Origin of the sequence: Pseudomonas capeferrum, from assembly GCF_013523055.1 — a bacterium.
Lineage (GTDB): Bacteria > Pseudomonadota > Gammaproteobacteria > Pseudomonadales > Pseudomonadaceae > Aquipseudomonas > Aquipseudomonas capeferrum_A.
Map to the genome: position 1 here is coordinate 326,508 of NZ_JAAMQM010000001.1, position 19,979 is coordinate 346,486.

Annotated in this window: 23 protein-coding genes and 2 tRNA genes; 10 read left to right on the forward strand and 15 right to left on the reverse strand. The window is 60.5% G+C overall.

The features are described from left to right. Nucleotides 1-43: 43 nt before the first annotated feature. The 3 genes from G7009_RS01780 to G7009_RS01790 all read left to right on the forward strand — a co-directional run bounded on the left by G7009_RS01780 (nt 44) and on the right by G7009_RS01790 (nt 2,296). Nucleotides 44-1,072: an asparaginase gene (locus G7009_RS01780; protein ID WP_375139526.1), complete on the forward strand. Its 1,029-nt coding sequence runs from the start codon at nt 44-46 to the stop codon at nt 1,070-1,072. A 282-nt stretch (nt 1,073-1,354) separates the two neighbouring features. After that, entirely contained in the window at nt 1,355-1,597 is a 243-nt protein-coding gene (locus G7009_RS01785) for a DUF1654 domain-containing protein (protein ID WP_181128243.1), read from the forward strand. A gap of 6 nt (nt 1,598-1,603) precedes the next feature. Continuing rightward, nucleotides 1,604-2,296, forward strand: a complete 693-nt coding sequence (locus G7009_RS01790; RefSeq protein ID WP_181128244.1) for an endonuclease — start codon at nt 1,604-1,606, stop codon at nt 2,294-2,296. Nucleotides 2,297-2,299: 3 nt separating this feature from the next. On the opposite strand, the gene G7009_RS01795 is transcribed toward G7009_RS01790, so the two are convergent. From G7009_RS01795 to G7009_RS01810, 4 genes are all read right to left on the reverse strand, one after another. After that, complete coding sequence (locus G7009_RS01795; RefSeq protein WP_181128245.1) at nt 2,300-2,725, reverse strand: bifunctional (p)ppGpp synthetase/guanosine-3',5'-bis(diphosphate) 3'-pyrophosphohydrolase; 426 nt, start codon at nt 2,723-2,725, stop codon at nt 2,300-2,302. A gap of 178 nt (nt 2,726-2,903) precedes the next feature. After that, nucleotides 2,904-3,473, reverse strand: a complete 570-nt coding sequence (locus tag G7009_RS01800) for an SPOR domain-containing protein (protein WP_181128246.1) — start codon at nt 3,471-3,473, stop codon at nt 2,904-2,906. A gap of 183 nt (nt 3,474-3,656) precedes the next feature. Further along, nucleotides 3,657-3,733, reverse strand: a tRNA-Val gene (locus tag G7009_RS01805). 216 nt (nt 3,734-3,949) lie between these two features. Further along, a tRNA-Val gene (locus tag G7009_RS01810) sits at nt 3,950-4,026 on the reverse strand. Nucleotides 4,027-4,225: 199 nt separating this feature from the next. On the opposite strand from G7009_RS01810, the gene G7009_RS01815 reads away from it, so the two are divergent. Beyond that, entirely contained in the window at nt 4,226-5,509 is a 1,284-nt protein-coding gene (locus G7009_RS01815) for an NAD(P)/FAD-dependent oxidoreductase (RefSeq protein WP_181128247.1), read from the forward strand. Between the two features lie 18 nt (nt 5,510-5,527). Here the strand turns inward: G7009_RS01815 and G7009_RS01820 are convergent, their stop codons facing one another. The 3 genes from G7009_RS01820 to G7009_RS01830 all read right to left on the reverse strand — a co-directional run bounded on the left by G7009_RS01820 (nt 5,528) and on the right by G7009_RS01830 (nt 7,672). Then, entirely contained in the window at nt 5,528-6,265 is a 738-nt protein-coding gene (locus G7009_RS01820) for a peptidase C39 family protein (protein ID WP_181128385.1), read from the reverse strand. A 397-nt stretch (nt 6,266-6,662) separates the two neighbouring features. Further along, nucleotides 6,663-7,409, reverse strand: a complete 747-nt coding sequence (locus tag G7009_RS01825) for a TerC family protein (RefSeq protein WP_181128248.1) — start codon at nt 7,407-7,409, stop codon at nt 6,663-6,665. Between the two features lie 26 nt (nt 7,410-7,435). Next, nucleotides 7,436-7,672 carry a hypothetical protein gene (locus tag G7009_RS01830; protein WP_181128249.1) on the reverse strand — a complete coding sequence of 79 codons (237 nt, stop codon included), beginning with the start codon at nt 7,670-7,672 and terminating at the stop codon, nt 7,436-7,438. A gap of 134 nt (nt 7,673-7,806) precedes the next feature. Between G7009_RS01830 and nhaR the strand changes: the two genes are divergently transcribed. The 3 genes from nhaR to G7009_RS01845 all read left to right on the forward strand — a co-directional run bounded on the left by nhaR (nt 7,807) and on the right by G7009_RS01845 (nt 10,763). After that, on the forward strand, nt 7,807-8,703 hold the full coding sequence (nhaR, locus tag G7009_RS01835) for a transcriptional activator NhaR (RefSeq protein WP_181128250.1): 897 nt from the start codon (nt 7,807-7,809) through the stop codon (nt 8,701-8,703). A 135-nt stretch (nt 8,704-8,838) separates the two neighbouring features. Continuing rightward, nucleotides 8,839-10,050, forward strand: coding sequence for a serine/threonine transporter SstT (gene sstT, locus G7009_RS01840; protein WP_181128251.1), 1,212 nt, complete (start codon nt 8,839-8,841; stop codon nt 10,048-10,050). 65 nt (nt 10,051-10,115) lie between these two features. Next, on the forward strand, nt 10,116-10,763 hold the full coding sequence (locus tag G7009_RS01845; RefSeq protein WP_181128252.1) for a YceH family protein: 648 nt from the start codon (nt 10,116-10,118) through the stop codon (nt 10,761-10,763). Between the two features lies 1 nt (nt 10,764). Here the strand turns inward: G7009_RS01845 and G7009_RS01850 are convergent, their stop codons facing one another. The 8 genes from G7009_RS01850 to G7009_RS01885 all read right to left on the reverse strand — a co-directional run bounded on the left by G7009_RS01850 (nt 10,765) and on the right by G7009_RS01885 (nt 18,178). Continuing rightward, the gene (locus G7009_RS01850) at nt 10,765-10,956 is read right to left on the reverse strand and encodes a hypothetical protein (protein ID WP_181128253.1); all 192 of its coding nucleotides are present in this window, start codon (nt 10,954-10,956) and stop codon (nt 10,765-10,767) included. A gap of 192 nt (nt 10,957-11,148) precedes the next feature. Next, nucleotides 11,149-12,726, reverse strand: coding sequence for an alkyl hydroperoxide reductase subunit F (gene ahpF / locus G7009_RS01855; RefSeq protein ID WP_181128254.1), 1,578 nt, complete (start codon nt 12,724-12,726; stop codon nt 11,149-11,151). Between the two features lie 125 nt (nt 12,727-12,851). Then, complete coding sequence (ahpC, locus tag G7009_RS01860) at nt 12,852-13,415, reverse strand: alkyl hydroperoxide reductase subunit C (RefSeq protein ID WP_181128255.1); 564 nt, start codon at nt 13,413-13,415, stop codon at nt 12,852-12,854. Nucleotides 13,416-13,615: 200 nt separating this feature from the next. Then, nucleotides 13,616-14,971 (reverse strand): glutathione-disulfide reductase, encoded by a 1,356-nt coding sequence (gene gorA / locus G7009_RS01865; RefSeq protein ID WP_181128256.1) that lies wholly within the window; start codon nt 14,969-14,971, stop codon nt 13,616-13,618. A 114-nt stretch (nt 14,972-15,085) separates the two neighbouring features. Then, complete coding sequence (gene galU / locus G7009_RS01870; RefSeq protein ID WP_181128257.1) at nt 15,086-15,925, reverse strand: UTP--glucose-1-phosphate uridylyltransferase GalU; 840 nt, start codon at nt 15,923-15,925, stop codon at nt 15,086-15,088. 196 nt (nt 15,926-16,121) lie between these two features. Then, nucleotides 16,122-17,033 carry a c-type cytochrome gene (locus tag G7009_RS01875; RefSeq protein ID WP_181128258.1) on the reverse strand — a complete coding sequence of 304 codons (912 nt, stop codon included), beginning with the start codon at nt 17,031-17,033 and terminating at the stop codon, nt 16,122-16,124. Further along, complete coding sequence (locus tag G7009_RS01880; RefSeq protein WP_181128259.1) at nt 17,030-17,680, reverse strand: c-type cytochrome; 651 nt, start codon at nt 17,678-17,680, stop codon at nt 17,030-17,032. The genes G7009_RS01875 and G7009_RS01880 overlap by 4 nt, the downstream gene beginning before the upstream one ends. Nucleotides 17,681-17,824: 144 nt before the next feature. Beyond that, nucleotides 17,825-18,178, reverse strand: coding sequence for a hypothetical protein (locus G7009_RS01885; RefSeq protein ID WP_181128260.1), 354 nt, complete (start codon nt 18,176-18,178; stop codon nt 17,825-17,827). 164 nt (nt 18,179-18,342) lie between these two features. On the opposite strand from G7009_RS01885, the gene G7009_RS01890 reads away from it, so the two are divergent. Genes G7009_RS01890 through G7009_RS01900 form a run of 3 tightly spaced genes read left to right on the forward strand, consistent with a single transcriptional unit; the run spans nt 18,343 to nt 19,922 of the window. Continuing rightward, nucleotides 18,343-18,645 carry a DUF1883 domain-containing protein gene (locus tag G7009_RS01890; RefSeq protein ID WP_181128261.1) on the forward strand — a complete coding sequence of 101 codons (303 nt, stop codon included), beginning with the start codon at nt 18,343-18,345 and terminating at the stop codon, nt 18,643-18,645. 7 nt (nt 18,646-18,652) lie between these two features. Then, nucleotides 18,653-18,823, forward strand: coding sequence for a hypothetical protein (locus G7009_RS01895; protein ID WP_181128262.1), 171 nt, complete (start codon nt 18,653-18,655; stop codon nt 18,821-18,823). A 25-nt stretch (nt 18,824-18,848) separates the two neighbouring features. Continuing rightward, nucleotides 18,849-19,922: an NAD(P)H-dependent flavin oxidoreductase gene (locus G7009_RS01900; RefSeq protein WP_181128263.1), complete on the forward strand. Its 1,074-nt coding sequence runs from the start codon at nt 18,849-18,851 to the stop codon at nt 19,920-19,922. Nucleotides 19,923-19,979 lie beyond the last annotated feature (57 nt).

Below are 19,979 nucleotides of genomic sequence, written 5' to 3' on the forward strand. Positions count from 1 at the left end.
CACCTTAGCGCCCAGTGCGCTTGCTTTCCTGCTCATTTTGCCAATGAGCGTCAGCGCCAAGGAAGCCGAACAACAACGGAAGCTGGCCAATGTGGTGATCCTTGCCACTGGCGGGACCATCGCCGGCGCGGGCGCCAGCACTGCCAACAGCGCGACCTACCAAGCCGCCAAGGTTGGCGTCGACAAACTGATAGCGGGCGTGCCGGAACTGGCCGACCTGGCCAACGTTCGCGGCGAACAGGTGATGCAGATCGCTTCCGAGAGCATCAGCAACGAAAACCTGCTGCAATTGGGCAAGCGCGTGGCCGAGCTGGCTGAGAGCCCTGATGTCGATGGCATCGTCATCACTCATGGCACCGACACCCTGGAAGAGACCGCCTACTTCCTCAACCTGGTGGAAAAGACCGACAAGCCGATCGTCGTGGTTGGCTCCATGCGCCCGGGCACCGCCATGTCTGCGGACGGCATGCTCAATCTGTACAACGCCGTGGCGGTGGCGAGCGACAATCAGTCACGTGGCAAGGGTGTGCTGGTGACCATGAATGACGAGATCCAGTCTGGCCGTGACGTGAGCAAGTCGGTCAACATCAAGACTGAAGCCTTCAAAAGCGCCTGGGGCCCCATGGGCATGGTCGTGGAAGGTAAATCCTATTGGTTCCGCCTGCCGGCCAAGCGCCACACCGTAAACTCCGAGTTCGACATCAAGCAGATCAGCAGCTTGCCACAAGTGGACATTGCCTACGGCTACGGCAACGTGACCGATACCGCCTACAAGGCGCTGGCTCAGAACGGCGCCAAGGCACTGATCCATGCTGGTACCGGCAATGGCTCGGTATCGTCGCGGGTGGTCCCTGCCCTGCAGGAGCTGCGCAAGAACGGCGTGCAGATCATTCGTTCATCTCACGTCAACCAGGGTGGTTTCGTGCTGCGCAATGCCGAGCAGCCTGACGACAAGAATGACTGGGTGGTGGCGCACGACCTGAATCCGCAGAAAGCGAGAATCCTGGCGATGGTCGCGATGACCAAGACCCAGGACAGCAAGGAGCTGCAGCGGATCTTCTGGGAATACTGATCCTTGAGCAAGTGAGCTAGAACGCTAGGCGTCCTGGCTCCCTGCAGCGCTATGAATGATCGATCAATATGATTTTCGAGATGTAAACCGGAGGTTTTGAACTCAATTGCAACCTACGGAAGCAAGGCTTTGTAACCGCTTTGCTTCCGGCATCACGACTCTGCCTGATACCAAGTCTTACCGACGTCCGCCACAAAGCATCTTTCAGCACCTTACAAGCTGTTGCGAAAAACCCTACAGTGAAATACTGTACGCGCATACAGCAAAACAAGGAAAAGCCGCGTGGCCAGTCTCCCCGCAGTAACGCCAAGCCGTTATGAACAATTGGGTGTGCGCATCCAGAAGATCATCAACAGCCCCACCGCCCAGCGCAGCCGCGCCGCCTTGATCTTCCGCCTGGACAGCGAGTCGCCCGAAGACTGGGAAACCCTGCTCGAAGAAATCAGTGAGAACGACAACGTCACCCTCGCCCACCGCGACGATGGCGGTGTGCAGATTTTCTGGACCGTGCCGAAGGAAGATTGACCCCGCATGAGAGTGTCGTTTTTTGCTGCCGCCTGCCTGCTACTCACCACCTCCCTCGCCCACGCCGATGCCCCGCGCACATTCAGCGAAGCCAAGAAAGTCGCCTGGCGCCTGTACGCCCCGCAATCGACCGAGTTCTATTGCGGCTGCAAGTACAACGGCAACAAGGTCGACCTGAAAGGGTGTGGCTACGTACCGCGCAAGAATGCCCAACGCGCTTCACGCATCGAATGGGAGCACATCGTTCCGGCTTGGCAGATCGGTCACCAACGTCAGTGCTGGCAGAATGGCGGGCGCAAGAACTGCACCCGCACTGATGAAACGTACAAACGCGCTGAAGCCGATCTGCACAACCTGGTACCCAGTATCGGTGAAGTCAACGGCGATCGTAGCAACTATGGTTTTGGCTGGCTGCCCGAGAAGCAGGGACAATATGGCAGCTGCTTGACGCAGGTCGATTTCAAGGCCAGGAAAGTCATGCCTCGCCCATCGATCCGCGGGATGATCGCCAGAACTTACTTCTACATGAGCAAACAGTACAACCTGCGACTTTCCAAGCAGGATCGACAGCTGTACAGCGCTTGGGACAAGACCTATCCACCTCAGGTCTGGGAGCGGCAACGCAACCAGCGGGTAGCCTGCATCATGGGCCGCGGCAATGAGTTTGTCGGACCCGTCGATCTCAAGGCCTGCGGCTGACTATCAGGCCAGCGCCTGCAGGTAGGCCCTGGCCTGATGGTACCTGGCCAACCTGGCCATGTCCGCCGGACCCGGTATGGCGATGCGCGCCATGTCGCTGTTGTCGGCCAGATCCGCCAGCTTCACGATTCGTGCCAGGGGGTCATCGCCCACGCGGACGACGAAATCCTCGTAGCTCTCTTCGCGCTTGCGACTCAAGGCCAACAAGGCGGCCAGAATCTTCAGGTTGAACCCCGCTCGCGCCAGGTCGGCCAGGGTCGTTGGCGTATCTTCCAGCACATCGTGCAATACGGCGACAATCCGCTGCTCCGGCGTCGAGACCCGCATCATCACCCGCAGGGGATGCTGAATATAGGCCGCGCCGCCTTTGTCGTACTGTCCTTCGTGAGCCTTGGTAGCCACTGCAATAGCCCGCTCCAGTGTAGACATTCGGCTCTCCTGCTCCAGCGTTCGCTCTCCACATCATAGCCGGGTAAATGTCCTTTGACATCAACATCATGGCCAGATGTTACGCAGATAGGCAGTGAATGAGATTCATGCACAAGACGAGCTGCCGCGACGGCTCGCTTGAGTGAAGCGTCGCCCCGGCGAAACGGCATTCATCAGCTCAACGCGCAACGCCATGCTGGATGACAATGGAGTCCGTACCTTGCCGGGCCATGACATCGGCCTTGCGCGCCTCGGCCTCGGCCTTGGTGGGGAATGGCCCCATCAATACCACAGGCTTGTTGTCACGGTATTCCACCGATGAAGGAATGCCTTTTTCAATAAGGCGCGCGGTCATGTCGCTGACGGCGCCCATATTCGGGCCCTGGATCACCTCCACGTCCCATCCGGCTGGCGCAGGCTGGTCGGCAACGGCTTCGGCGCGGCGCTGCAGCTCGGCGCCACCACAGGCTTCGCGAAGACGCAGGTCATTGCCGGTCGCGTCGATGATGACCTGGTATTGGCCGTCGTGCTTGAGTGCCACATAGCTACGATACGGCTCGTACTTGCCGTCATCGTCCTTGCCTCGCACTTGGCCGCAGATCGAGCCCTGGGTATCGAATCGAACGTTGGCAAACTTGGCTGTCTCGGGATTCTGCAGGTGCTCGGCAACCTGTTTGTGGACACCTTCGACCTCGTTCTCACAGCCGACCAGTACCAGCATCGCCATTACCACCGCCACTTTGCGCACGTGCCTACCTCCTGATTTCGAGGGGCGAATTCTAGCATGAGGAGAGGGGTGCCCGGGACCATGATCGGGTTGCCAGAAGGGGCTGAAGCGCATCGATCAAGGCCGTCGCGCGCCACACGCGACATAAGAGCACGGGCTGAAAATGCAAAAAGGGCGATCTTTTCAGATCGCCCCTCTCGGATTTGGTAGGCACAATTGGACTCGAACCAACGACCCCCACCATGTCAAGGTGGTGCTCTAACCAACTGAGCTATGTGCCTGTCGTGTGGTGCGCATATTACGGAGGAAAGCACACCCTGTAAAGCGGTTTTCTTCAAAAGAATCAAAAACTTTGCGCAGCGGTGCGCGCCAAGGTCAGAACATCGGACCACACGATTGCATCGGCTTGCGGGCCGCCTGCAACTTGAGTCACAACCCATGCCGCGAAGCTGGGATGCAAAAAAGGGCGATCTTTTCAGATCGCCCCTTCTCGGATTTGGTAGGCACAATTGGACTCGAACCAACGACCCCCACCATGTCAAGGTGGTGCTCTAACCAACTGAGCTATGTGCCTGTCGTGTGGCGGCAATTCTACGCATTCCAAAAATGCTGTCAACTGTTTTTTTCGCGCTAACCCACTGAATCTAAAAATATTTATCGAAATCGCCGGGCCTCGCTCGTGGAAGGCATTTTCAACGAACGACTAGCGGGTGTTTATTATTATTGATAGCATCGCTACATTCGTTAAAAATATAAAACAGAGGTTCGCAAGCATGGCCAATACCCCTTACCCCCAGTCCTACTACGCCGCGTCGGCCAATCCGGTACCGGCACGTCCAGCGCTGCAGGGCGAGGTGGAAACTGACGTGTGCGTCATCGGCGCAGGCTATACCGGCCTTTCGAGCGCCCTCTTCCTGCTGGAGAATGGCTTCAAGGTGACCGTTCTCGAAGCCGCCAAAGTGGGCTTCGGCGCATCGGGCCGCAACGGTGGCCAGATCGTCAACAGCTATAGCCGCGACATCGATGTGATCGAACGTACCGTGGGCCCTGCCCAGGCACAGTTGCTCGGTCAGATGGCATTCGAAGGCGGCCGCATCATCCGCGATCGTGTAGCGCGCTACAACATCCAGTGCGACCTCAAGGACGGTGGTGTCTTCGCTGCGCTGACACCGCGGCAGATGGGTCACCTGGAATCGCAGAAGCGCTTGTGGGAACGCTACGGCCATACGCAGCTGGAGCTGATGGACGAGCGACGCATCCGCGAAGTGGTGGCGTGCGACAGCTACGTAGGCGGCATGCTCGACATGAGCGGCGGCCATATCCATCCGCTGAACCTGGCGCTGGGCGAAGCCGCTGCCGTGGAATCACTGGGTGGCACTATCTATGAGCAGTCACCTGCCGTCCGCATCGAGCGTGGCGCCAGCCCCGTGGTCCATACGCCGCAAGGCAAGGTGCGCGCCAAGTTCATCATCGTTGCTGGTAACGCCTACCTCGGCAACCTGGTCCCCGAGCTGGCCGCCAAGTCCATGCCATGCGGCACGCAGGTGATCACCACCGAACCGCTGGGCGAGGAACTGGCGCGAACGCTGCTGCCCCAGGATTATTGCGTCGAGGACTGCAACTACCTGCTCGACTACTACCGACTGACCAGCGACAAGCGCCTGATTTTCGGTGGCGGCGTGGTCTATGGCGCGCGCGATCCATCCAACATCGAAGCGATCATCCGGCCAAAAATGCTCAAGGCGTTCCCGCAGCTCAAGAACGTCAAGATCGACTTCGCCTGGACCGGCAACTTCCTGCTGACGCTGTCGCGCTTGCCGCAGGTAGGTCGCATCGGCGACAACATCTATTACTCTCAGGGTTGCAGCGGTCACGGCGTCACCTATACCCACCTGGCGGGCAAGGTATTGGCCGAGGCCCTGCGCGGCCAGGCCGAACGCTTCGATGCCTTCGCCGAACTGCCGCACTACCCTTTCCCAGGCGGACAGATGATGCGCGTACCGTTCAGCGCCCTGGGCGCCTGGTATTACAGCTTGCGCGACCGCCTGGGCATCTGATGCGTGAAAGGCGGTCGGTCATTGCTCCAGCGCACTGACCGCCTGACGCGCTGCCAATTCCTGGCCCGCCCCGGCGAGCTCCTCGGCGGCGCGCAACCAGCGCTGCCGGTCTACCTGGGCCGGCAAATGCCGCGGTGGCTGTACCAGGACCGCCCAGTTGCCCTCCTTTTCCCAAGCCGAGTTGAAGTCGTCGAACGCCATGCGCTGGCGCCGGTTCATGCCCGAGCGCAGCAGCACGCGCTGCTCGTAGGCGTCATAGCCGATCATCACCGCGTAACGCGACTCTCCCCAGAACGCCGCGCCGTCGCGGTAGCGCACCAATACCGGATTGCCGGCAGCAACCTGGGTCAGCAAGGCCTGCAGACGCTTGTCGAGGGAATACACCACCATGCCGTAATCCCGCGCAACGCGGGGGATACCGACCTCCAAGTCATCAGCGGCCTCGGGCAGGCCCAGCGGCTTGTCGAGCAAACCTGGCGTGATGCGTACCCCTTGCTGCGAAAGCATAGCCGCCAGCGCCATGGCCCCGCCGTGATTGGCATGACCGCGATAGAACGGCACGCTGCTGATCTCGACCCGCTGAGGCAGACCTTTCGGTGATACGGGGGGCTGACTGGCACATCCAGCCAAGCCAGCGAGGAGACTGGCAGCCAGCAGGCGCCGAGCGCGAACGCAAGACGTGGGGAAAAGGTGCAACATGGACACTCGCTCGTATCGACGCCAGACAGGCACTGCCCGGACACGGGCACCGATCATAGGCTGCCGACGCGCCGGGGTACAGCTCGCGCCATCGTCGCAGCCTATCGCGCGGGCCATCGACCTGTGTTCGCTGGATCGTCATGGACAACGCGCTAGACTCAAGAGGTACCCGGACACCAAGTCCGGCGCCTGCTGCGCGGAGAGAGGCACCATGAACCTGACAACGACAATCCTCATGTTGGTAGGTATGTGGCTTAGCATCGCAGCGGCCATGCTCTGGGGCGTTCTGCGCATCGTCCATCGGCGCCATCGTTCCCATCAGCTGCCATCCGAGGCAACCCCAGATACTTCCACGCCCGCGCAACGCCACCACGCCAGAGTCTAGGAAAGCAAAAAAGCTGCAAGTGCGGGCCGGGAATACCGGTACGCGCTTGCAGCTCGAGGGCGGAGCGTTTCAGAGCGCCTCGCGCCTTTCCCTGGCACGACGCGACATGATGTTGAGCACTTCGATCGCGGTCGAGAAGGCCATGGCCGCGTAGACGTAGCCCTTGGGCACATGAGCGCCAAAGCCTTCGGCGATGAGCGTCATGCCGATCATGATCAGGAAGCCCAGCGCCAGCATGACCACGGTCGGATTGTCGTTGATGAACTTGGCCAGCGGATCGGCGGCGACCAGCATGACGATCACGGCACTGATCACGGCGATGATCATGATCGGCAAGTGCTCGGTCATGCCCACGGCGGTAATGATGCTGTCGATGGAGAACACGATGTCCAACAGCAGTATCTGCCCGATGGCGGCAGCGAAGCCGATGGTAACGGTCGAACCCAGCTTGGCTTCTTCCTTGGCGCCACGGGAATCGACGCTCTCATGGATCTCCTTGGTCGCCTTCCACAGCAGGAACAGACCACCGGCGATCAGGATCATGTCCTTCCACGAGAAAGCGTGGCCGAAGACATCGATGACCGGCTCGGTCAGCTGCACGATCCAGGCCACGGTGCTGAGCAATGCCAGGCGCATGACCAGGGCCATGCTGATACCGATACGTCGTGCCTTGGAGCGATAGGCTTCCGGCAGCTTGTTGGTCAGAATGGAAATGAAAATCAGGTTATCGATGCCCAGGACGATTTCCATGGCTACCAAGGTAGCCAGAGCAACCCAGGCGGTCGGGCTCGCAGCGAGTTCCAGCAAATATTCCATGAATCAATCCTGCAGTCGGTAAGAGGTCAGATGTCCTGAGTCTTGCTTTCATCGGCCGCGTTCGACTTTTCGCCGCCTGCTCCGAGTGCATCGTTCAGGGCCTGCTGGGCCGCTTCGTTGGTCTGATCGATGGCCTGCTTGGCCGATTGAGCGGCCTGGTCGAGCATCTGTTGAGCGGATTTCTCGGCCTGGTCGCAGCCCGTCATGGCGACCAACGCCAGCACCAGTACCAGGGGTGTACCGATAGATTTCAATTGAAGCATGGATCCCTCACTTGTCTTTTGTACGACAGCGCCTGTACCGCGCCTGATGGACGGCATTCTAGAGATGAGGACACATCAGGAAAATTCGTATTTTCATGGGGTATACTTCGGTTTTGACGAATCGGCGGTGACCTGTGCTCAACTATCGTCAACTGCATTACTTCTGGGTCGTGGCCAAGACCGGTAGTATCGTGCGCGCCAGCGAACAGCTGAACCTCACGCCACAGACCATCAGCGGGCAGATCAGCCTGTTCGAGCAGACCTACGGGATAGAGCTGTTCCAGCGCGTCGGCCGACAACTGGAGCTGACCGAGAGCGGTCGGCAGACCCTTGCCTATGCCGAGCAGATGTTTCAGATCGGCAGCGAACTCGAGGCGATGCTCAGGGCTCGCCCGGAAGAACAGCAGATACTGTTCCGGGTAGGGGTAGCCGACGTAGTACCCAAGTCCATCGTCTACCGTCTGCTGGCACCCACCATGGAAGTGGACAATGTCATGCGTCTCAGTTGCCGGGAAGACAAGCTCGAGCGCTTGCTGGCGGATCTGGCGATCCAGCGTCTGGACCTGGTGATCTCCGACAGCCCCATGCCAAGCCATCTGGACATCAAGGGCTATAGCCAGAAACTTGGCGAATGCGGTTTGAGCTTCTTCGCCACGCCAGCCCTCGCCCGCCGCCATGACCGCCCCTTCCCTGCCTGCCTGCACGATGCACCGATGCTCATCCCGGGCCAGGAAACCGTCGTGCGCAGTCGACTGCTGCGCTGGCTGGCGGAGCAACAGGTCCAACCGCGGATCATCGGTGAATTCGATGACAGTGCGCTCATGCAGGCGTTTGGCCAATCGGGTAGCGGGATTTTCGTCGCGCCCAGCGTCATTGCCGATGAAGTGTGTCGGCAATATGGCGTGCGGTTGATCGGGCAGACCGAAGCGGTGAACGAGTCATTCTATGCCATCTCGGTGGAGCGCAAAGTCAAGCATCCAGGGATCGTGGCGATCACGGAAGGCGCGCGCAAGGAACTGTTCAACTGGTAAGCCGTTGGCCTGCGCGTGGATACATTGGCCTTCCCTGACGAGATGTCGCGCAAGCCGCTCGGGCAACCCATGGGACCTGCACAGAAAGCTCTGTGATAAAGTCGCGGCCTTTTAATAATAGAGACTCCCTGCGCCATGACTCCTGTGCTTCGTCTGCTCAATCGCACCAGCCTGGTGACCCAGATCGTCATCGGCCTGATCGCCGGTATCGTCCTGGCATTGCTCGCGCCAAGCGTGGCCCTGGACCTGGCGTTCCTCGGCAAGGTGTTCGTTACCGCCCTCAAGGCGGTCGCGCCAGTACTGGTGTTCGTGCTGGTCATGGCATCGATCGCCAACCACCGCCACGGACAGGAAACCCACATTCGCCCTATCCTCTGGCTCTACCTGTTAGGCACCTTTGCTGCCGCGGTGGTCGCCGTAGTGGCCAGTATGGCGTTCCCATCGGTCCTGGTACTGAGCACCATGGAGGCCTCCCTGAGCCCACCCGGGGGCATTGCCGAGGTACTGCAGAACCTGTTGCTCAGTGCCGTGGACAACCCGATCAATGCGTTGATGAATGCCAACTTCATTGGTGTCCTGACCTGGGCCATCGGCCTTGGGATCGCTCTGCGCAAGGCAGGCGAGACTACACGCAGCGTGGTCGATGACCTGTCCAACGGCGTCACCCTGATCGTGCGCGTGGTCATCCGCTTCGCGCCGCTCGGTATCTTCGGCCTGGTCGCATCGACTTTGGCGCAGTCCGGCCTGGACGCCTTGCTTGGCTACCTGCACCTGCTGGCGGTCCTGCTTGGCTGCATGGCGTTCGTCGCCTTGGTGGTCAACCCGCTGATCGTCTTCTGGAAGATCCGCCGCAACCCCTACCCACTCGTGCTGTTGTGCCTGCGCGAGAGCGGCATCACGGCCTTCTTCACTCGCAGTTCGGCCGCCAACATCCCGGTCAACCTGGCCCTGGCCGAAAAGCTGGGGCTGCATGAGGACACCTATTCGGTTTCCATCCCGCTGGGCGCGACGATCAATATGGCCGGCGCGGCGATCACCATCACCGTGCTGGCCTTGGCGGCCGTGCACACCTTGAACATTCCCGTGGACTTGCCGACCGCCGTATTGTTGAGCATGGTGGCTGCGATCTGTGCCTGTGGCGCCTCGGGCGTAGCGGGTGGCTCGCTGCTGTTGATCCCCCTGGCCTGCAGCCTGTTCGGCATCCCTAGCGAGATCGCCATGCAGGTGGTAGCGGTCGGCTTCATCATCGGCGTGGTGCAGGATTCGGCGGAAACCGCGTTGAACTCGTCCACCGACGTGCTCTTCACTGCCGCCGCCTGCGAGGGCGAGATACGCACGAGTGCCTGACGTCGCTTGTCTTTACCTGGGGAGCCCCCTAGATTAGGGGCTTCTCCATGCCATGAGACAGGGCCATGTCCGAACACGAAACTGCTAGCGAAGGACGCTTGAACAGCATCGAGATCCGTATCCTCGGCTCGCTGATCGAAAAACAGGCCACCGGCCCTGAAAGCTACCCACTGACACTCAATGCCCTGGTCCTGGCCTGCAATCAGAAGACCAGCCGTGAACCGGTGATGAACCTGACTCAGGGCCAAGTCGGTCAGGCCCTGCGGAGCCTGGAAGGCCAAGGGATGGCGCGACTGCAGATGGGCAGCCGCGCGGACCGCTGGGAGCACCGGGTCGACAAGGCCCTGGAGCTGGTCCCGGCGCAATTGACCTTGCTCGGTCTGATGTTCCTGCGTGGACCGCAGACCATCAATGAGCTTTTGACGCGCAGCAATCGCCTGCACGACTTCGAGGATGCCGAGCAGATCCAGCATCAGTTGGAGCGTCTCGTCTCGCGAGATCTGGCGATCCACCTGCCACGCCAGTCCGGCCAACGTGAAGACCGCTATACCCATGCATTGGGAGATCCGGCTGAAATCGAGACGATCCTTGCCGCACGTCAGCAGGGAGGCAGTGAACGCAGCAATACCAGCAACGTGGCGGAGGAACGATTCGAGGCGCTGGAGGCACGGATCGCCGCGCTGGAAGCGCGCCTGGCCGAGCTGGAAGGCTGATTCACGGCGCCTTTTCATCGGGGAAATTGCGGCAGCTCTTGCGCGCGGCCAGCTCCTGCTCGCCAGGGCGCTGGTCGACGAACCGGGCACTGCCGTCGGCGTAGATTTCCAGGTAGCCCCAATGCAAGTCCTGCTCTCGCTGTCCAGGCTTGGGCGGTAGCAGCCACCAGGGTTCACGACTGATCAGGATCATGCTGACGCGCTCCGAAACGACACCTTTCCTTACTATAGACAGGACGCATCGCAGTGGTCGTGCGGACAATGCATGCAGATGCGCGGAACCGGACAGGTGAGTGTCATCCCCACTGTCCGGCCCCGACTATTCGCATCTGTCTCGACGCCGTCCAGGATCGCCGCGCAGGTCACGCGGTGATCCTGGGTTCGATCATGCCGGCGCAGAGGTCCGGATCAGGTGATCGAAGGCAGACAGGGAAGCTTTGGCACCCTCGCCCACCGCAATGACGATTTGCTTGTAAGGCACGGTGGTCACGTCACCGGCGGCGAAGACGCCAGGGATGTTGGTCTGGCCCTTGGCGTCAACGATGATCTCGCCACGCGGGGACAGCTCGACCGTACCTTTCAACCAGTCGGTATTGGGCAGCAGACCAATCTGCACGAAGATGCCTTCGAGCGACAGATCATGCAACTCGTCACTGGCGCGGTCCTTGTAGCGCAGGCCGCTGACCTTCTCGCCATCGCCCAGCACTTCGGTGGTCAGGGCACTGGTGATTACCTTCACATTGGGAAGGCTGTGCAGCTTGCGTTGCAGGACGGCATCGGCACGCAGCTGGCTGTCGAACTCGATCAGCGTGACATGGGCAACGATACCCGCCAGGTCGATGGCCGCTTCCACGCCAGAGTTGCCGCCGCCGATCACCGCCACACGCTTGCCCTTGAACAGCGGACCGTCACAGTGCGGGCAGTAGGCTACGCCGCGGCTGCGGTAGTGCTGCTCGCCCGGGACATTCATCTCGCGCCAGCGGGCACCGGTCGCCAGGATCACGGTCTTGGCCTTCAGCGAGGCGCCACTGGCCAGGCGTACTTCGTGCAGGCCACCTTCGGTGCCGGGGATCAAGACCTCGCCACGTTGCAGGTTCATGATGTCGACATCGTATTGCTTGACGTGCTCTTCGAGCGCTGCCGCAAGCTTCGGGCCTTCGGTCTCCTGCACGGAGATGAAGTTTTCGATCGCCATGGTGTCGAGGACCTGGCCACCGAAGCGCTCGGCCGCGACGCCGGTACGGATGCCTTTGCGCGCGGCGTAGATGGCCGCGGCCGCGCCCGCCGGGCCGCCACCGACCACCAGTACATCGAAAGCATCCTTGGCGTTGATCTTCTCGGCCTGACGCGAACCGGCACTGGTGTCGATCTTGCCGAGAATTTCCTCCAGGCCCATGCGGCCCTGACCGAAGACTTCGCCATTGAGGTAGATGCTCGGTACGGCCATGACCTTGCGTGCTTCGACTTCGTCCTGGAACAGTGCCCCGTCGATGGCCACATGGCGAACGTTCGGGTTGAGCACGGCCATCAGATTCAAGGCCTGGACCACGTCCGGGCAGTTCTGGCAGGACAACGAGAAGTAGGTTTCGAACCGGAACTCACCTTCGAGCGACTGGATCTGCTCGATGATTTCAGCACTGGCCTTGGAGGGATGGCCACCCACCTGCAGGAGCGCCAGGACCAGGGAAGTGAATTCATGGCCCATGGGAATGCCGGCGAAGCGCAGGTCGATGCCTTTGCCCTCCAGCGCGGCGCCTGGGCGATCGATCGAGAACGATGGACGACGTGCGTCATCACCGTCCACGCGCAGGGAAATCTGGTGCGACAAGCCGGCGATTTCCACCAGCAGGTCGTGCATTTCTCGGGATTTCGCGCCGTCGTCGAGGGAAGCAACGATCTCGATCGGCTGGGTAACCCGCTCCAGGTAGGCTTTGAGTTGCGATTTAAGCGTGGCGTCCAACATACGGGCGATTCCTTTTTTCGAACCTTGAAATGAAAACGCCCAGGCAGGTATGCCCGGGCGTTTTTGCGGGGCAGTGAACAACTCAGGTATGGCGGCTGCTCACCGCCCGCGGCTGACGCACGGTCTTAGATCTTGCCGACCAGGTCCAGCGAAGGAGCCAGGGTGGCCTCGCCTTCCTTCCACTTGGCCGGGCAGACTTCGCCTGGGTGAGCGGCAACGTACTGGGCAGCCTTGACCTTGCGCAGCAGCTCGCTGGCGTCACGACCTACACCGCCATCGTTGATTTCGACGATCTTGATCTGACCTTCAGGGTTGATCACGAAGGTACCGCGATCGGCCAGGCCGGCTTCTTCGATCAGCACGTCGAAGTTGCGCGAGATCACGTGAGTCGGATCACCGATCAGCGGGTACTTGATCTTGCCGATGGTTTCCGAAGTGTCGTGCCAGGCCTTGTGAGTGAAATGGGTGTCGGTCGACACACCGTAGATTTCCACGCCGATTTTCTTGAACTCTTCGTAGTTGTCGGCCAGGTCGCCCAGTTCGGTCGGGCAGACGAAGGTGAAGTCGGCCGGGTAGAAGAACACGACGGCCCATTTGCCCTTGAGGTCGGCTTCGGACACTTCGACGAATTCGCCGTTGTGGTAGGCAGTAGCGTTGAACGGTTTGACCTGGCTGTTGATGATAGGCATGCGAGACGCTCCTTCAGGGGTATGAAATTCGTTGACGGAGTGAATCCTACCCAAGGTGGTCCCATAAGGCTCATTGGCAAAGCTCATGCTTGTAATTGGTTTTGGCTATAGGGAGCGGAGGTTGATAGAAGGGTTTGAACTGAAGAGACGGGAGCAGCCTGAGCGCCACCCCCGTGTGATCGACCGATTCGTCAGTGAGCTCAGCGCGTCGGGGTACGCATCGTGACGAACTCTTCGGCGGCCGTCGGATGCACACCGATGGTCTCGTCAAACTGCTGCTTGGTGGCACCGGCCTTGAGAGCGATGCCCAGGCCCTGAACGATCTCGCCAGCGTCGGGGCCGACCATGTGGCAGCCCAGTACGCGATCGGTCTCGGCATCGACCACGAGCTTCATCAGGGTCTTTTCCTGAACCTGTGTCAGGGTCAGTTTCATGGGTCGGAAACGGCTCTCGAAGATCTGCACCTCGTGCCCGGCCTTGACTGCCTCTTCCTCGGTAAGGCCGACGGTGCCGATCGGCGGCTGGCTGAACACCGCAGTCGGTATGTTCTGGTAATCGACCGGGCGATATTGCTCGGGCTTGAACAGACGCCGGGCAACGGCCATGCCTTCGGCCAAGGCGACCGGGGTGAGTTGTACGCGGCCAATCACATCGCCGATCGCCAGGATCGAGGGTTCGGTCGTCTGGTACTGATCATCGACACGGATGTAGCCGCGCTCGTCGAGCTCCACGCCGGTGTTCTCCAGGCCCAGATCGTCCAGCATCGGTCGGCGACCGGTTGCATAGAAGATGCAATCGGCGAGCAGCTCACGACCTTCCTTGAGGGTGGCCTTGAGGCTGCCGTCGTCCTGACGGTCGATGCGCTGGATGTCGCTGTTGAATTGCAGGTCCAGGCCACGCTTTTCCAGTTCTTCCTTCAGATGGGTGCGTACCGAACCGTCGAAACCGCGCAGGAACAGGTCGCCTCGGTAAAGCAGGCTGGTGGTTGCGCCCAGGCCCTGGAAGATACCGGCGAACTCCACGGCGATATAGCCGCCGCCGACCACCAGGATGCGGCGTGGCAGTTCCTTGAGATAGAACGCTTCATTGGAGCTGATGGCCAGCTCCTTGCCCGGGATGTCAGGAATCTGCGGCCAGCCGCCGACGGCGATGAGGATGCGCTCGGCGCTGTAGCGCTGCCCATCGACTTCGACCTCGTGTGCGGCGGTGATGCGCGCATGTCCCTGCAGCAGGGTGACGCCGCTATTGACCAGGAGATTGTGATAGATGCCGTTCAGGCGCTCGATCTCGCGGTTCTTGTTGGCAATGAGCGTCCCCCAGTCGAAGTGGCTCTCTCCCAATGTCCAGCCGAAGCCCTGAGCCTGCTCCAGTTCGTCGGCCACATGGGCGCCATAGACCAGGAGTTTCTTCGGCACGCAGCCGACGTTGACGCAGGTACCGCCCAGGTAGCGGCTCTCGGCCACCGCCACTTTCGCACCGAACCCCGCCGCGAAACGCGCGGCACGCACGCCGCCGGAGCCGGCACCAATCACGAAAAGATCAAAATCGTAGGCCACAATGGACTCCTCACAAAAAAAGCCACCCGAGGGTGGCCTTTTTGACTGCAAGCTGCAAGTTTCACGCTGCGACAAGGCGCGCTCGCAAGGCGGGCGCGCCTGGCAGCGTGGGCCTCAGAAGGCCTTGCCAGTCTTGTAGTAGGTTTCGAAGCAGAAGTTGGTCGCATCGATGTAGCCTTCGGCGCCACCGCAGTCGAAACGCTTGCCCTTGAACTTGTAAGCCAGCACGCAGCCATTCTGCGCCTGCTTCATCAGGGCGTCGGTGATCTGGATCTCGCCACCCTTGCCCGGCTCGGTGTTTTCGATGATATCGAAGATGTCCGGAGTCAGGATGTAGCGACCGATGATCGCCATGTTCGATGGCGCGTCTTCGGGCTTAGGCTTCTCGACCATGCTGTGAACCCGGTAGATATCGTCGCGGATCATCTCGCCGGCAATCACGCCGTACTTGTTGGTTTCCTGCGGATCGACTTCCTGGATGGCCACGATCGAGCAGCGGAACTGGTTGTACAGCTTGACCATCTGGGTCAGTACGCCGTCGCCGTCCGGGTTTACGCAGAGGTCGTCGGCCAGCACCACAGCGAACGGCTCGTCGCCGATCAGCGGACGACCGCTGAGAATCGCATGGCCCAGACCTTTCATCTCGGTCTGGCGGGTGTAGGAGAATGTGCACTCATCGAGCAGACGACGGATGCCGACCAGGTATTTCTCCTTGTCCGTCCCCTTGATCTGGGTTTCCAGTTCATAGCTGATATCGAAGTGGTCTTCCAATGCACGCTTGCCACGACCCGTGACGATGGAGATGCCATTGAGCCCGGCATCCAGCGCTTCTTCGACGCCATACTGGATCAGTGGCTTGTTGACCACCGGCAGCATTTCCTTGGGCATGGCTTTGGTAGCAGGCAGGAAGCGAGTGCCGTAACCGGCAGCCGGGAACAAGCATTTCTTGATCATATTCGTCCTTAACAGTGGGGCTTGGCATGTAGTCTCGGCGCAGTCTAATCAGGCGGAGGCTACCTTACAATGCCCCGTCCCGGCCTGGCCGATCCCATGATAGAGAGAACCCAGTGTAGATAGTTCCTGGGAACCATGAACATTATGACCATCGAACATACTGCAGAACGGGCTACGTTTGCGGACGAATGGCCCCCTAATCCACACCCTTGCCGATCAGCACACCATTGATCTCGTGCCCATAGAGATTGACGCCATCATTGGCGTGGAACTTCAGCCGCGTCCTTTCGATCGAGCCGTCCACCAGACGCGGGTCCTGGGGTCGTTCGTGGCGGTTGATCCAGGCGGCGACGTCCCAGGCCTGCTGGTCAGTCAGGCTACCGGGCTTGCCCAAAGGCATGTTGTGCTTGATGAACGACGCTGCGGTGTTGATCCGGTGCATGCCGGCTCCCCAGTTATAAGAGTCCTTGCCCCACAGCGGCGGCATGACATAGTCGTCGGCTATCTTCTGTCCTTCCCCCTGCTCGCCATGGCAGATCGCGCATTGCGTCCGGTAGAGCTGATGACCGCGTTTGAAGTCATAGCCGCCCGCTGGCTGCGGCACTTCAGGGTAGCCACGGCCAGGAGCCTCGACGCCGATCGGCGCCTTGTTCGCGAGCCAGTAGGAATAGACCGACAAGGCAGTCATCTGCGCACTATCAGCAGCCGGTGGCTTGCCGTTCATGCTGAACTGGAAACAGCCCTGGATGCGCTCGGCAAAGGTATTCACCTTGTCATTTTTCTTGCGATAGGCCGGGTACATCGGATATGCGCCCCATAGTGGCGCGGAATGAGCCATGCGCCCTTGGTCAAGATGACAGTTGCTGCAATTCATTCCGTTGCCGACCGCTTCAGGCATGAGTCGGCGGGTATCGACGAACAACGCGTAGCCATCGCGGACCATCTGGCCGAAGGCATTGTCGGGCAGTTCGCTTTCGGCCGGCGCGACGAACACGGGAGCAGCCTGGCTGCCGGGCACCTTGAGCTGAGACTGATCTTGCATGGCGATCTTTGCGGCGTAGGCATTGCCCAAACCAAGAACCATAAGGACGGGAATCAGACGCTTCATCGTGTGACCTCCTGGCTGACGAGATTGGCAAAGTAGTCGGCGAGCGCCTTGACTTCGGCATCGGTCATGGACTTGGCCACGCCGATCATCAACTGGTTCGGGTCATTGCTGCGGCTGCCGTCGCGCCAGGCGTTGAGCTGTGCCATGAGGTAGGACGCTGGTTGTCCGGCCAAGGGTGGGAAATGCTCACCAACGCCACCGCCGCCAGGGCCGTGGCATTGCACACAGCCTGGTATCTGCCGGTCCCAGTCACCGTAGAGAGCCATTTTCTCGGCGGGATCGCTGCTCATCTGCTGCCGCCGCACGCTTGGGGCAGGATCGGCAGGCATGCCAGCCAGCAAGATGCTGACAGCCTGGATTTCCTCCTCGCTCATGGCCTTGGCCAAGGGCTCCATGATCGCATGCTGGCGACTGCCGCTGCGAAAATCCGCCAACTGCTTGCTCAGGTAGCCGGCCGGCAAACCTGCCAAGCGCGGGAACCCGGCGGCAGCTACACCTTTGCCGTCAGCCCCGTGGCAGCCAAGGCAAGCCATGGCCGCGGGGTCCTGCCCACCTTGGGCGAAGATTTTTTGGCCGTCGGCGGCATACACCGTCGGCCACGTCCCGATCAACAGGCTGCTGATCAAAAAGCGGCCAAATAGATTCATCACGAAACTCCATTTCCTTGTTATAAGCTTAGACCTGGTGGTAATAAGCCTGCGGATAGTAGGGCTATCCGCCTACTCGGAACAACGCCGAATAAGACAAGAAGATGGAAAATTTCCCGCTAGTGGCTCATTTACTGAGTTAGGTCAAGAACCTGAGATGCACTCGGTCGCGGCCGTACGGACGTCACTCAGGCGCAACGGGAAATTATTGAGACGCTCATACACCTTGATGCTGCTGCCGCTTCCACGCTTGTCGATATCAAACAGAGCCGCCGGGCCTGCGGCCAGCTTCTGTGGCACGATCAGGCGCACGCCGTCTCCGCGCTGCTCTTGCTCGAGCGTTTCGCGGGTCTTGGAAAGCCTCTGTTTCACGCAATCGGCATACTCTTCCGGCGTCTTGCCGGAAATGACATCCATCGTTTCGTGTGAGCGCTCGAGCTCAGACACACTGACACATCCCCCCAACGTCACCGCTGCCGCCGCAACCAGCCACTTCATTCTCATTCCCCTATGCTATCGAAAAAGTTCTTTGACTATGCTTAGACCGATTTGCTCCCTTGACTGGCAGATTTAACCTCCGCCGGGCGCCATGGACGCCAGTCTACCCTGACAATCGTGATAATCTTTCTTCTTTGCCGAACATTTCCTATGCGGAGACCCTCATGAAATTCGTACACCAGCGCGAGCACCTCAACGAGGATGACATCGTCGTCATCCACTGCTCCCAGCGCTGCAACATCCGCCTGATGAACGACGCCAACTTCCGCAGCTTCAAGAACGGCGGTCGGCACACTTACCATGGTGGCGCGTTCGTCGATTTCCCGGCAAAGATCACCGTGCCCAGCACCGGCTTCTGGAACATCACCATCGATACGGTCGGCCCGCGCGCCCTGTCGGCGGTGAGCAAGCCGACCTTCACCCATACGATCAAGATCATTCGTCGCTCCTCGTCTGCGCTGAGATAAAGGCACCATGACCCAGACCATCAAGTATGTGATCAAGTACAAGCTCGACGGCTCGCGCCGCTGGGATTTCGCCTATCTGCCCGACGCCTCGCAGGAACAGGCGCTGGAAGCATTGCGCAAGATCCATGGCGATGAGGCCGACGACATCACCGAGATCCACGTCAGCAAAGCCTTGTAACCTGTTCGATACGCAAGGAGCCCGCATGAGCGCCTGGCCAGACCGTCGTATCCTCGATCTTCTAGGGGTCGAGCTGCCCATTCTCCAGGCGCCGATGGCAGGCGCGAGCGGTTCGGCCATGGCCATCGCGGTCGGCAATGCCGGCGGCCTTGGCGCCCTGCCCTGTGCCATGCTGGGCGAAGAACAGGTACGCGCGGAAATCGAAACGTTCCGTAAGGCATGCCATGGGCCTCTGAACCTCAACTTTTTCTGCCACCGTCCGCCGCCGCCCGACCCTGAACGCGAGAGGCGCTGGAAGCAGGCACTGCAACCCTACTATCACGAACTGGGCGTCGATTTCGGCGCGCCCACGCCGATATCCGACCGGGCTCCGTTCGACGAAAGGAGCTGTCGGTGGGTGGAAACCTTGCGCCCGGAGGTGGTGAGCTTTCATTTCGGACTGCCGCAAGCGCAGCTGCTGCAACGAGTGAAAGCTACCGGCGCCAAGGTGCTCTCCAGCGCCACTACCGTCGAGGAAGCGATCTGGTTGCAAGCGCACGGTTGTGACGCAGTCATTGCCATGGGTTACGAGGCGGGTGGCCATCGCGGAATGTTCCTCACCGAAGACATCACCACCCAGATCGGTACATTCGCCCTGGTGCCACAGATAGTGGACGCGGTGACAATCCCGGTCATCGCCGCCGGCGGGATAGGCGATCACCGTGGCCTGGCGGCGGCGCTGACCTTGGGCGCGTCGGCGGCACAGATCGGCACCGCCTATCTGTTCACACCTGAAGCCAAGGTCTCGCCAGCGCACCGCCAGGCCCTCGACACCGCATCGGCCAGCGATACGGCACTGACCAACCTGTTCACCGGGCGCCCTGCGCGCGGTATCAACAATCGCATCATGCGCGAGCTGGGGCCCATGAGCGATTTTGCGCCGCGCTTCCCCCTGGCCGGTGGCGCGCTGATGCCCTTGCGGGCCATCAGCGAACCGCAGCGTAGCGCCGACTTCAGCAATCTGTGGTCAGGGCAAGGTCTGCGCCTGTGCCGGCACCTGTCGGCTGGCGAGCTGACCCGGCAGTTGGCCGAGAGAGCGCTCGGCGTGATCCGCCGATAAGGCGATCGCGCCCGGCTGGCGAAAAGCGCAACGGCTTCCCTGCCCGCAGGTCACGGC